The sequence below is a fragment of the Rhizobium sp. TAL182 genome, from assembly GCF_002117725.1.
GTDB lineage: Bacteria > Pseudomonadota > Alphaproteobacteria > Rhizobiales > Rhizobiaceae > Rhizobium > Rhizobium esperanzae.
This window is the reverse complement of the sequence record NZ_CP021024.1, coordinates 4,452,267-4,464,960: the sequence shown is the minus strand read 5'-3', so window position 1 is coordinate 4,464,960 and position 12,694 is coordinate 4,452,267. Positions and strand designations below refer to the sequence as shown.

The 12,694-nt window shown below is 61.2% G+C and carries 7 protein-coding genes and 2 pseudogenes; 4 read left to right on the top strand and 5 right to left on the bottom strand.

Translation table 11 applies throughout. The features are described from left to right. Positions 1 to 2 precede the first annotated feature (2 nt). Complete coding sequence (locus tag Tal182_RS22120) at positions 3 to 4,778, bottom strand: NAD-glutamate dehydrogenase (protein WP_085860744.1); 4,776 nt, start codon at positions 4,776 to 4,778, stop codon at positions 3 to 5. Between the two features lie 77 nt (positions 4,779 to 4,855). Further along, complete coding sequence (locus Tal182_RS22115) at positions 4,856 to 5,041, bottom strand: hypothetical protein (protein ID WP_064811594.1); 186 nt, start codon at positions 5,039 to 5,041, stop codon at positions 4,856 to 4,858. Between the two features lie 15 nt (positions 5,042 to 5,056). On the opposite strand from Tal182_RS22115, the gene pdxY reads away from it, so the two are divergent. The 3 genes and pseudogenes from pdxY (at position 5,057) to Tal182_RS22100 (ending at position 8,354) form a co-directional block, all read left to right on the top strand. Further along, entirely contained in the window at positions 5,057 to 5,932 is an 876-nt protein-coding gene (pdxY, locus tag Tal182_RS22110; RefSeq protein ID WP_085860743.1) for a pyridoxal kinase PdxY, read from the top strand. A 71-nt stretch (positions 5,933 to 6,003) separates the two neighbouring features. Then, complete coding sequence (locus Tal182_RS22105; RefSeq protein WP_064805767.1) at positions 6,004 to 6,645, top strand: carbonic anhydrase; 642 nt, start codon at positions 6,004 to 6,006, stop codon at positions 6,643 to 6,645. Between the two features lie 90 nt (positions 6,646 to 6,735). After that, positions 6,736 to 8,354, top strand: a pseudogene (locus Tal182_RS22100) (GGDEF domain-containing protein). Between the two features lie 80 nt (positions 8,355 to 8,434). Here Tal182_RS22100 and Tal182_RS22095 read toward each other — a convergent pair. From Tal182_RS22095 to Tal182_RS32530, 3 genes and pseudogenes are all read right to left on the bottom strand, one after another. Next, the gene (locus tag Tal182_RS22095) at positions 8,435 to 9,259 is read right to left on the bottom strand and encodes a lytic murein transglycosylase (protein ID WP_085860742.1); all 825 of its coding nucleotides are present in this window, start codon (positions 9,257 to 9,259) and stop codon (positions 8,435 to 8,437) included. A gap of 170 nt (positions 9,260 to 9,429) precedes the next feature. Then, the gene (locus Tal182_RS22090; RefSeq protein WP_020922622.1) at positions 9,430 to 10,464 is read right to left on the bottom strand and encodes an aspartate-semialdehyde dehydrogenase; all 1,035 of its coding nucleotides are present in this window, start codon (positions 10,462 to 10,464) and stop codon (positions 9,430 to 9,432) included. 110 nt (positions 10,465 to 10,574) lie between these two features. After that, a pseudogene (locus tag Tal182_RS32530) lies at positions 10,575 to 10,754 on the bottom strand (hypothetical protein); the annotation flags it as partial. Between the two features lie 120 nt (positions 10,755 to 10,874). Between Tal182_RS32530 and Tal182_RS22085 the strand changes: the two are divergent. Then, a complete protein-coding gene (locus Tal182_RS22085; RefSeq protein WP_085860741.1) occupies positions 10,875 to 12,629 on the top strand; it encodes an alkaline phosphatase in 1,755 nt (584 codons plus the stop codon). The last annotated feature ends 65 nt before the right edge of the window (positions 12,630 to 12,694 follow it).

Sequence of the window (12,694 nt, the reverse complement as noted above, 5' to 3'; positions counted from 1 at the left end):
TCTCACCTCGCCCGGTCGCGCGCAAGATCGGTCAGGATGCCTGCGGCAACAGTGATGCGCGCAAGATTGGGATCGCCGCTGTCGCTGAGGCTCGAAAGCTCCTCGACGATGCGGTTGATGCGGACGCGATCCTGCGCATGCCACGCCTGGACGGGCAGCTTCTCCTTGCCGTGATCGGAAAGCGCCGAGATGACGATGTCGCGCCGGGCGCTGGCGATCTGGTCGATGCTGCGGGCAAGCGCCAGATTTTCGTAATGGTCGGAGGTGAGAATCCGGCCGCCGGCCGCCAGCAGCCGGGCGATCCGAAAGGTTTTCGATACCGCAAAATAATTTTCGGCGGCGCGCACCAGCGGCTCGCCGGTGCGCTCGGCAATCTGCATGATCTCCGGCACCAGCGCGAAGCTCTGGAGGTTGGCGATTTCGGCCGCCAGCTTTTCGGGCACGCCGGCCTCGGCATATTCCGCCTGGCGTGCGGCAGCATCGCCGGCGGCCTGTTCGGCGAAGGCAGGCCTCAACTTCTTCAGGGCAGCCTGAAGCCGGCTAATCACCTCTGCCATATCGGCTTTGGTCATTGCGGTTTTCAACAGCAGGCGCGTGAGAACGACAAAACTGTGGCTGATTTCCTCGTAAATGCGGTTCTGCACTTCGCCGAATATCTTGCCGTCGAGCGCATCGGTCTCGGCCCAGAGCCTGGGGAGGTCGAAACCGTCGCGCGCGACGATCGCGGCGCGTACGACCTCCGGCGCCGAAGCCGCCGTCGCGTCCATCATCGCGACGGTAAAGCTCGGCCCACCGCGGTTGATCGCTTCATTGGCAAGCACGGTCGCGATGATTTCGCGCCGCAGCCGATGGCCTGATATATCGCCGGCGTTCGACTTCTGCATTTTGACGGGGAAGTAATTCGACAGCGTCGTGGCAAAATAAGGGTCGTCGGGCAGGTCGCTCGCGGCGAGCGCATCGAAGAGCACGATCTTGGCGTAGGACAGCAACACGCCGATTTCCGGCCGCGTCAGCGGCTTGCCGGCCGTGTAACGTTCGGCCAGCGTCTGGTCATCCGGCAAGGTCTCGACCTTGCGGTTCAGCTGGCCGGCGGCTTCGAGCACGCTCATGAAGCGGGCGAGTTCCAGGCCGTTTGCCGTGCCCTTGCGTTCGATGAGCGAGATCGCCAGCGACTGGAGATAATTGTTGCGCAGGACCAGGGCCGCCACTTCGGCGGTCATCGACGACAGAAGCTGGTCGCGTTTTGCCCGCGTCAGCCGCCCGTCATGCATGGCGGCCGCCAGCGCGATCTTGATGTTGACCTCGACGTCCGAGGTGTTGACGCCGGCCGAATTGTCGATGGCGTCGGAGTTGCAGCGCCCGCCCTTGAGGCCATAGGCGATGCGGCCCTTCTGGGTGACGCCGAGGTTGGCGCCTTCGCCGATCACCTTGGCGCCCACCTCCGCCGCGGTGATGCGGATCGGGTCATTGGCGCGGTCGCCGACTTCGGTATCGGTTTCGGACGCCGCCTTCACATAGGTGCCGATGCCGCCGAACCAGAGCAGGTCGACCGGGCTCTTCAGGATCGCCGTCATGATCTCGAAGGGCGTGGCCACGGCTTTGTCGATGCCGATCGCGCTCACCGCTTCCGGCGTCAGCGTCACCGATTTCGCCGAGCGCGAAATGATCATCGCGCCCTTCGAAAGGACGTTTTTATCGAAGTCCTGCCAGCTTGAGCGCGGCAGATTGAAGAGGCGCTGCCGCTCGGCCAGCGTCTTTTCCATATCGGGATCGGGGTCGATGATGATGTCGCGGTGATCGAAGGCGGCGATCAGCCGGATCTTCGGAGAGAGCAGCATGCCGTTGCCGAAGACGTCGCCCGACATGTCGCCGACGCCCGCGACGGTAAAAGGTGTCGTCTGGATGTCGATGTCCATTTCGCGGAAATGGCGTTTCACGGTTTCCCAGGCGCCACGGGCGGTGATGCCCATCTTCTTGTGATCATAGCCGGCCGAGCCGCCGGAGGCGAAGGCGTCGTCCAGCCAGAAGCCGGCCTCCTGCGCCAGAGCATTGGCGGTGTCGGAGAAGGTCGCTGTGCCCTTGTCGGCGGCGACGACGAAATAGGGGTCGTCACCATCGAGCCTGATCGTATCCGTCGGCGGCACGATCTCGGCGCCGGAGATGTTATCGGTAATAGAAAGCAGCGTGCGGATATAGGTTTTGTAAGCCTCGCGGCCGGCATTGAAGATCTCGTCGCGGCTGCCGCCCACCGGCAGCCTTTTCGGATAAAAACCGCCCTTGGCGCCGACCGGCACGATGACGGCGTTTTTCACCTGTTGCGCCTTGACCAGGCCGAGCACCTCGGTGCGATAATCCTCGGCGCGGTCCGACCAGCGCAGGCCGCCGCGCGCCACCTTGCCGAAGCGCAGGTGCACACCTTCGACCTCGACGCCGTAGACGAACATCTCGCGGAAGGGTTTCGGTTGCGGCAGCCCGTCGACCAGGTGCGGATCGAGCTTGAAGGCCAGCATGGCTTTCGGCGACCCGTCCGGGTTCTTCTGGAAATAGTTGGTGCGCAGCGTCGCGTCGACGATGTTGACGTAGCGGCGCAGGATACGGTCGTCGTCCAGGCTCGGCACGTTGGCAAGATCGGCCTCGATCGCCTGGTGCAGGTCGGCGATCTTCTTGACGCGGGCTTTGTCGGAAAGCTTTGGATCGAGCGTGTCGTGGAACAGCCGGAAGATCGCCGCGGCCACGCCAGGATATTTGTCGAGCGTCGTTGCGATGTAATCCTGCGAATAGGCGATGCCGGCCTGGCGGAGATAACGGGCATAGGCGCGCAACACATTGGCTTCGCGCGCCGAGAGCCCGGCCGAAAGGATCAGCCGGTTGAAGCTGTCATTGTCGATCGTGCCGGCGAAGGCGGCGACGAAGGCTTCCTCGAGGGCGGCACCATACCGGTGCAGATCGATTTCGCCGCCGGTGCGGGTCTCGAGCTCCATGTCGTGCAGCACGACGAGTTGGGTTGCGCCATCGGCGACCTGCACCCCGATGTCGAAGGTGCGTTCGCTGACGACATTGAAGCCGAGGTTCTCGAGAAGCGGCACGCGGCGCGACAAGGCCAGCTGACCGCCGGCATGGAAGATTTTCAGCGAGAGGATACCACCCTGTTCTTCCTGGCGATGATAAAACTGGATGCGGAGCGGCTCGCCGGCGGCGCAGGCGCCGATATCGGCAAGGTCGGCCACGGTTTCTTCAGGGGTGAAAGAATCCTGGAAGGCCTGATCGACCGATAGCCTCGGCGACTTTGGTCCGGCGAGCACTTCGAAACGGTCGTCCCAGCGGGCGGTGATTTCGCGGATCGTCTGCTCGAGCCTTGCCTGCGGAATGCGCGGCGTCTTGCCGCCGGAACGGCCGATGATGAAGTGCACGCGCGCGACGCCGCCTTCGGGAAAAGCCGGGTAATAGGCGGAGACACGGCCGTCATAGACCGTCTTCAGATAGGTGCCGATCCGCTCGCGCACGATCGAGTCATATTCCTCACGCGGAACATAGACGATCACCGAGACGAAGCGGTCGAAATGGTCGATGCGCGGCAGGACGCGCACGCGCGGCCGGTCGGCGAGATCGTTGATCTGCTCGGCAAAGCTTGCAAGCAGCGTCGTGTCGATCTGGAAAAGGTCGTCGCGCGGGTAGGATTCCAGCGTGTTGTCGAGCATGCGGCCGGAATGGCTCATCGGGTCGAAGCCGAAATGCTCCTTCACCTTTTCGATCTTCGACCGCAGCAGCGGGATTTCGGAGGCGAGCGAGGTATAGGCCGTCGAGGTGAAAAGACCGACGATGCGGAGTTCCCCGGTCACGTTGCCCTCGGCGTCGAAACGTTTGACGCCGACATAATCCATATAGGCGCGGCGATGGACGATCGATTTTACATTCGCCTTGGTGACGATCAGGAAGTCGGGGCCGTCGAGGAAGGCAAGGATCTCCGGCGTGGTGGTCACGGCGTCCTTGCCGGTGCGCAGCACGAGAACGTCTGGGTTGGAGAGGATGCCGAGGCCGGCGCCCTTGTCGCGCTCGACCTTGGCGTCGGCGCCCTTGCCCGAATAAATATATTCACGCATGCCGAGGAAGGTGAAATTCTCGTCGCGCAGCCAGGTCAGGAAGGCCACCGCCTCGGCATGTTCGGCCTTCCTGCGGCCGGCGCCATTGGCCGAAAGCTCGGCGATCACCCCATCGAGCTTGGCAAGCATCGGTTTCCAATCGGAAACCGACAGGCGGACCTGTTCGAGCACGGTCTGGACGCGTTTGACGAGATCGGCTGCCTGGGTGGTGTTCAACGGGGCAATATGGAGCTGGATATGGCTGACGCGCGCGGCGGGATCGCTCGGGTGGTCGGCGGAATAGAGTGCGGGGGCTTTGCCCTTTTCCATGACGAGGATGGGATGCACCGCCATGAACAGATCGCGGTAGGTGCTCGTCACTTCGCCCATGACCGATTCATAAAGGAAAGGCATGTTCCGGTCAGTCACCGACAGCACCGAAACGGCGGTGCCGCCAGGCGTCACCTCGGCAATTGTGTCGATGCTGACGCGGGGCGCCTTGCCGTTCCAGGCGGCAAGTTCCTTTGCCGAATGCACGGCAGAACGTGCCAGCATGTCGGGCGTATAGAGTTCCAGATCGTCATTGCTCGCCCGGCCGAAGAGAATTTCCGGATCGAGATGCGCCTCGCTCATCGCCTTGGCGATCTTGCGCGCCGTTTCGATCTGCTTCTCCCGTTTCGGATTGTTTCTGGCAGCCATGAATCGCCTCCCCGCAATGGACTGATTTTTCGCAAGCTAGCAGAAGATTTCTCGAAAAAATCCCTAAAAGAGAGGCCTCAGGCATTGTTTTGATGCTTTTTTGCCGGCGGAAATGGGAAATTGGCAGAGATTTTTTCGCTTTCGAGGCCAAAACGCATTGGCAAGGCCTCTCTTCCGGCTTTGCTTTCGCGGCACATTTCCATGCTCACGTGAAGAATGGTTGACAGCCCGGCGTCAAAAAGATCATCAAACGCCATCATCATTCGGACCTCGATTTCATGTCGGAAAATGCAGCGGGCGCAGTCATCGTTATTTCCAGCCATGTCGTGCGTGGCTCTGTTGGCAACCGGGCGGCGGTGTTTGCGCTGGAGACGCTCGGCCATCCGGTCTGGGCACTGCCGACCATCGTCCTGCCGTGGCATCCCGGCCATGGCCGTTCGACGCGGCTGACATTTGCGGAAGCCGATTTCGACGCGGCGATCGACGACCTGATCCGTGCGCCCTGGATCGGTGAAGTCAGGGCGGTGCTTTCGGGCTATTTCGGCAATGCTGCCCAGGCACGATCGGTCGGTCGGCTGATCGCTGCGCTCCGGCAAAACAATCCCGAACTGCTTTATGTCTGTGATCCGGTGATGGGCGATCTCGGCGGCCTCTACGTGCCGGAAGCGACGGCCGAGGCCATTCGTGATCATCTCATTCCGCTGGCCTCGCTCGCAACGCCGAACCGGTACGAGCTCGCCTGGCTGTCGGGAGCAGCGCTCGATGACAACAGCGCAATCATGGAGGCGGCGCTGGCGCTCGGGCCGTCGCGCATGCTCGTCACCTCGGCGGTGCCGATGATGGCGGGTGGCACCGGCAACCTCTACCTTTCCGGCCGTCACGCGCTTCTTGCCGAGCACCGCGTCGTCGACAATCCGCCGAATGGTCTCGGTGACCTGCTGGCCGCCGTTTTTCTGTCGCGCCTGCTGTCCGGCCTCGAGGATGAAAAGGCGTTGCAGCTTGCCACCGCCAGCGTGTTCGAAGTGCTTGCGCGTGCGGTCAAGCGCGGCAGCAACGAGTTGATGCTGGCCAGCGATGCGTCCAGCCTGTCGTCGCCGATGGCCATGGTGCAGATGCGCCGGCTCGTACACCCGGCGCAGCGGCGGAAAAATTGACGCATTTGTCAATGTGCGCATTTTGCGGTGCAGCAGTTGATCTTGTCTTCCGCCCGCGCTAATCCAGAGGCATGCAGCGTTTTCCAAACACCCTTCTGAACGGTTATCGCAACTTTATGAACGGGCGTTATGCCGACGCCCGCGACAGGTATCGGCAACTTGCCGAAAACGGCCAGAATCCGAGCACGCTGGTCATTGCCTGTTCGGACTCGCGTGCGGCTCCCGAGCTGATCTTCGATGCCGGCCCGGGCGAGCTTTTCGTCATCCGCAACGTTGCCAATATGGTGCCGCCCTACGAGCCGGACGGTCATTTCCATTCGACATCGGCCGCTCTTGAATTTGCGGTGCAGGCGCTGAAGGTTTCGGACATCGTGGTGATGGGCCATGGCCGCTGCGGCGGCATTCGGGCGGCACTCGATCCGAATGCCGAGCCGTTATCGCCCGGCGATTTCATCGGCCGGTGGATGTCGCTGGTCAAACCCGCAGCCGAGCAGATCCAGAGCAATGACGTGATGACGGAGGCCGAGCGGCAGACGGCGCTGGAGCGTGTCTCTATACGCAATTCGCTCAACAATCTCAGAACCTTCCCGGAAATAAAGGCGCTCGAGGACGCAGGAAAAATGCACCTTCATGGCGCCTGGTTCGATATCTCGACCGGCGAGCTCTGGGTCATGGACGCCGAAACACGCGATTTCATCCGTCCCGAAATCTAGGAGCGTACCGGTTTATCACTTTTTTAAGGATTGCTGTTAAGCTTCTAATCGGCTGCACATGACCGGCATTTGACCACGTAGCGATTGGCAATGAAGTTTGAAACCATCAAAAAGGTTATCCTGGCCGCCATCCTGCTGCCCTTCGTCTTCATGCTCATTGAAGGCGTCTTCGTCCTTCGAACTTCGATCCTGCAATATAGAGATCTCGAGAAAGACCGGCAGTTCGCCGACGTACTTGCGCGTGGCGGTTCGATCGCGGCCACGGAAATCCTGAGCGAAATCGATGCCACTCGCCGCCATCTCGCGCATCCCAGCAGGGGGACTGCTGTCGACATGCAGCAAAGCCGACTGACGCTGGATCGAGAACGCCGCGCTTTCTATGCCAGCTTGCCGCCTCGCGATACGCTCGATCAAGGGCTTGCAGGTGAATTGTCGGCCCTCAGCCTTGCCTATAGCCGCATCGTCGCCGCGCGAAGCGCCGTCGATCAGGGCCGTTATTCCGGCAGCAATCCCGGTTCCATCTACTGGTATGCGGCTCTCAAGCAGCTTGCGGTCGTCGACGCACTTTCACCGCTGATCAGCGACCCGGTGCTGCTTGAAAAATCCAACCAGCTGATGGGCATCCTGCTGACCTACTACGGCGAAAGATTGATTACCGGAATCGGCACTCGTTATCTCAATCAAGATGTTTCTGCCAGATTTCCGATCGAATTGTTCATTCAAGGCAAGACCATGCTCGGTGCCGGCATGGATCACATGGTCTTCCATTCGACCGCGCCGATCGTGCGCGACATCGTTGCCTATCTCGGTCGCGGCGACCAACTGAAGGCGAATGCGATCACCGATGCCATTCTCGCCGGGTCGCGGCCGTCGCGCGCAATGGGCGACGCCTGGGCGGCCGCACAGCGCGAACGCATGGCTTTCCTTCAGCAAAAGATGGTCGAGGCTGCGAGTGATATTCACGAGACCGGCGAGCAGTTTTCCACGCTCTCGCACATACACCTGATACAGATTCTGGCGCTGTGCGCAGGCCTGTTGATTCTCGCAACGCTGGTGATGATGCTGGCGGCAAGAGGACTTCGGCTGATCGACAAGCTCGCTCGGGACCGGGAGACGCTAGTGGGTGAGTTGCGCAACGCTGCTCAAACCGATCTTCTGACGGGGCTCTACAACAGGCGCGGCTTCGAGGTCGCCGCCTCCGCGCTCCTTACGCAGGCCGAGCACGGCTCGCACTGGATTTCCGTCGTCCTCTTCGATCTCGATCATTTCAAGAAGATCAACGATATTCACGGCACGATGCCGGCGATGCCGTGCTGCGGCACGTCGCCGGCGTCGCGCGCCAGAATTTTCGTTCCTTCGATCTCTTGGTGCGGCATGGCGGCGAGGAGTTCCTGGCGCTTTTGCCGGATTCGACGCCCGACGAGGCCGCCATCGTCGCCGAGCGCGTGCGACAGGCGATCGAGGCGGCGGAAATCCCTCTTGCGAGCGGCGATCTCCTCAAGGTCACGGCGAGCTTCGGATGCGCCGGCCGGGCAAACGACGCCGCCAACCGGAATTTCGAGGATCTGGTCAAACGCGCCGATCTGGCGCTCTACGCCGCCAAGGCTTCCGGCCGCAATTGCGTGGTGTCGGGGCCGGTGGTGCCGGCTCCGCCGCAGGAGGAACGACGCAAGACGGCATCGGGCGGCGGTTTTGATTCCCGCATATGAAAAACGCCGCCTTCGCAGCGGCGTTCCCAGAGCTTTTCCGGGTTAGACCGGAAAAGCTCGGTATCATTGTCAATGAAGGCTTATCTGCCGCCGTCGATCTGCTGGCCGATATAGGCGATCGCCTGCTGATAGACGGTGGCGGCGTTCCAGCCCTGGATCGCAGCGAAATTTGGCTCTCCCGGCTGATAGCCGGCGCCGGCACGCCAGCCGTGGCCCTTGAGGAAATTTGCGGTCGAGGCCAGCGCATCGGCGCGGGAGCCGACCATGTCGACCCGGCCGTCGCCATCGCCGTCGGCGCCGAAGCGCACGACGTTGCGCGGCAGAAACTGCGTCTGGCCGATTTCACCATGGGCGGCACCCTTGGCCTGCGGGCTCAGATAACCCTCGGAGACCAGCTGGAGCGCAGCATAGAGCTGATCGGTGAAATAGTCGGAACGACGGCAGTCATAGGCAAGGGTCGACACAGCCGAGAGCGTATGCTGGTTGCCCATATAGCTGCCAAAACCGGTCTCCATGCCCCAGATTGCGATCAGCGGACCGGCGGGAACGCCGAAGCGGCGTTCGATCGAGGCAAAAAGGGCCTGGTTGGCCGCTTTCATCGACCGACCGCGGGAAATGACGGCGGCACCGCCGCGCTTCTGCATGAAGGCGTCGAAGGAGAGCTTGAAGCTTTTCTGGCCGCGGTCGGCGGCGATCGTCGGCTTGTTGTAATTGACGTTGGCGAAGGCGCGGCTGAGCACCGATTGGCTGACGCCGTTGGCAGCTGCCGTCTGCTTGAAATCGGCGACCCAGGCGTCGAAGCCGGCGCTAGTATTGCCACATTGCGGTCCTTGCGCGAACGCCGGTACCGCTTGGAGGACGCCCATTGCCGCAGCGGCCGCCAGAAACAACTTTGTCATGCGCATTGAGAAACCCCGCTCTCGATCTGCATAGTTTTTAAGCGGGCAAGAGAATGCCAGCCACTCGCGATTTTGTCACGATCATCGTTTAGCGAGCGCTTATACAGTCGTATTTGCCCCGGAAAAAGCCCCGCTCAACGGGCAGGGCTTTAACATCTTACGGTTTACAAATGGTATCAGGCTGCCTGCTTGCGCGGCTTGACCAGGCCGCGATTGACGAGCAGCTCGGCGATCTGGATGGCGTTCAGCGCCGCGCCCTTGCGCAGATTGTCGGAAACAACCCACATATTGAGGCCGTTTTCTACGGTGGCGTCCTCGCGAATGCGCGAGATGTAGGTCGCATCTTCGCCGGCGGATTCATAAGGCGTGATGTAGCCGCCGTTCTCGCGCTTGTCGATGACAAGGCAGCCCGGGGCATCGCGCAAGATATCGCGAGCCTGATCGGCGGTGATCTCGTTTTCGAATTCGATGTTGACCGATTCCGAATGACCGATGAAGACGGGCACACGGACCGCCGTGCAGGTCACCTTGATCTTCGGATCGAGCATCTTCTTCGTCTCGGCCAGCACCTTCCATTCTTCCTTGGTGTAGCCGTCTTCCATGAAGCTATCGATGTGCGGGATGACGTTGAAGGCGATGCGCTTGGTGAACTTCTTGTTCTCGATCGGATCGGCAACGAAGACCGCGCGCGTCTGGTTGAAGAGCTCGTCCATGCCGTCCTTGCCGGCGCCGGAGACCGACTGATAGGTGGAGACGACGACGCGCTTGATCTTGGCGAAGTCGTGCAGCGGCTTCAGCGCCACCACCAGCTGTGCGGTCGAGCAATTCGGATTGGCAATGATGTTGCGCTTGGTGAACTGCGTGACGGCGTCCGGGTTCACTTCCGGCACGATCAGCGGCACGTCGGCGTCATAGCGCCAGGCCGAGGAATTGTCGATGACGACGCAGCCCTGCTGGCCGATCTTGGGCGAGAACTTCTTGGAGACCTCGCCGCCGGCCGACATCAGGCAGATGTCGGTATCGGAGAAATCGTAATTCTCCAGATTGGAAACCTTCAGCGTCCGGTCGCCGTAGGACACTTCGGTGCCCTGCGAACGTGCCGAGGCGAGCGCCACGACCTCATCGGCGGGGAAGCCGCGTTCGGAGAGGATGTTGAGCATCTCCCGGCCAACATTTCCGGTCGCTCCCGCAACTGCTACTTTAAAACCCATTTCTCAAGCTCTCTTTCTCTTCTCTCCTCTTGTCCGGTGAGGGGAAAGGCGCGACGGACGCGTCTTCCTGTCCCCAGCCGAGCCGGGGAGAGAGCGGCAGGCCAGAGACGTCAGACGGTTTTCGTCGTCGTTTTGGCCTTGGTTTTGGAAGAAACCGGAACGGCAATATCCACCCCGGCAACCCGTGCCCGGTCATCGCGTGCGGCAATGGCGTGTTCGTCGCGAACCATGGAGATTCCTTTTCCGCTGTTGCTCTTAGAAGGTTTTCCACAGGAGTCAAGGTTTTTGCGTGAGCAGACAGCAGGTCAAAAGGGGCGGCCGCAAGCCCGGACGTTTTGTCATGCCGCTGTCATGCCCGGGAGATATCCCAGCCCGGTTGTCAATGTCTGCAACGAAAACGGGGGTTTTCCATGCGTATGCTTCTCGCCGCCTTTGCGGCCACCACCATCCTCGCGGGCGCCGCTCAGGCGACGACAGTCTATCCGCTTGATCGCGCGACGATCCTTGCCGGCTCCCCATTCGATTTCAAGGTCGAGCTCAACAAGCAGATCAAGCCGGAAGATGTGAAGGTCACGGTCAACGGTAAGGATTACAAGACTGTCCTTGGGGGCGAAGCGCAGTTCATCGAGCTGGAAAAAGGCAAGGAAGACAAGGCCCTCGGTTCCGCTCTTCTGCTCCGCGGCTTGAAGATCTCGGAACCCGGCGCCTACAAGATCGAGGTCTCCGCCGGCGACGAGACGAAATCGGTCACCTGGGACGTTTACGAAACCGCCGCTCAGCCGAAGGCCAAGAACATTATCTTCCTGCTCGGCGACGGCCTTTCCGTCGCGCATCGCACCGCCGCCCGCATCATGTCCAAGGGCATGACCGAGGGCAAAGCGAACGGCCGCCTGAATATGGACGATCTCGATCATATGGCTTTTATCGGCACGTCAGCGACGAATGCCATTGCCACGGACTCGGCCAACACCATGTCGGCCTTCATGACTGGGCACAAGACGGCCGTCAACGCGCTCGGCGTCTATGCGGACCGGACACCGGCCGCACTCGACGACCCGCGCGTCGAAACCTTTGGCGAGGCCGTTCGCCGCACGACCAAGAAGTCGATCGGCATTGTCGCGACGTCCGAGATCGAGGATGCGACGCCAGCTGCGGTCGTTTCCCATACCCGCAGCCGCAACGAAAAGGCCGACATCGTCGGCATGCTGCTCGAGGTGAAGCCGGAAGTCATCCTTGGCGGCGGCTCGGCCTATTTCCTCGGCAAGGAAGTCGCCGGCTCCAAGCGGAAGGACAATCAGGATTACATCAAGCTGTTCCAGGATGCCGGCTACAAGCTTGCGACCGACAAGAACGAGTTGGCCGCCAATGCGTCGGCTGAAGGCAACCTGCTCGGCCTTTTCCACACCGGCAATATGGACGTCACGCTCGATCGCGAGTTCCTGAAGAAGGGCACCGTCGACAAATTCCCGAACCAGCCGGGTCTCGTCGAGATGACCAAGGTTGCGCTCGACCGCCTCTCGAAGAATGCTGACGGCTTCTTCCTGATGGTCGAAGGCTCCTCGATCGACAAGATGTCCCATCCGCTGGATTGGGACCGTGCGGTTATCGACACCATCGAATTCGACAAGGCGATCGGCGTTGCCCGCGAATTCCAGAAGGCCCATCCGGACACTCTGATCGTCGTCACCGGCGACCACACGCACGGCGTATCGATCATCGGCACTGTCGACGACGAGAAGCCCGGCACGGAAATGCGCGAAAAGGTCGGCACCTACGCCGAGGCCGGCTTCCCGAACTACAAGGATGAAAATGGCGACGGTTATCCCGACAAGATCGACGTCAGCCGCCGCCTGTTCCTGAGCGCCAACAACGGCCCCGATCACTACGAGACCTTCCGTCCGAAGCTCGACGGTCCTTTCGTTCCGGCCGTCCAGAACGAGAAGAAGGAGTATGTCGCCAACGAACAGTATAAGGATGTTCCCGGCGCCGTCTTCGTACAGGGCAATCTTCCGAAGAGCAGCGAGAGCGGCGTTCATGCCGTCGATGACGTCGTCCTGCAGTCGGCGGGTCCGGGTGCCGAAGGCTTCCATGGTTACATGGAACAGAGCGACGTCTATCGCGTGCTCGCCGACACCTTCGCTCTCGGCGCCAAGCAGACGAACTGATTTTAAGCCGATCTTGCAGGGCCGTTGCCGGCCTTGCCTCTTTTGCCGATCATGGTCCCGGCCGT

Coding starts and splice junctions, on each gene's coding strand:
- Tal182_RS22120 (WP_085860744.1), bottom strand. CDS start 4,778: ATGGCTGCCAGAAACAATCCGAAACGGGAGAAGCAGATCGAAACGGCG.
- Tal182_RS22115 (WP_064811594.1), bottom strand. CDS start 5,041: ATGATGATGGCGTTTGATGATCTTTTTGACGCCGGGCTGTCAACCATT.
- pdxY (WP_085860743.1), top strand. CDS start 5,057: ATGTCGGAAAATGCAGCGGGCGCAGTCATCGTTATTTCCAGCCATGTC.
- Tal182_RS22105 (WP_064805767.1), top strand. CDS start 6,004: ATGCAGCGTTTTCCAAACACCCTTCTGAACGGTTATCGCAACTTTATG.
- Tal182_RS22095 (WP_085860742.1), bottom strand. CDS start 9,259: ATGCGCATGACAAAGTTGTTTCTGGCGGCCGCTGCGGCAATGGGCGTC.
- Tal182_RS22090 (WP_020922622.1), bottom strand. CDS start 10,464: ATGGGTTTTAAAGTAGCAGTTGCGGGAGCGACCGGAAATGTTGGCCGG.
- Tal182_RS22085 (WP_085860741.1), top strand. CDS start 10,875: ATGCGTATGCTTCTCGCCGCCTTTGCGGCCACCACCATCCTCGCGGGC.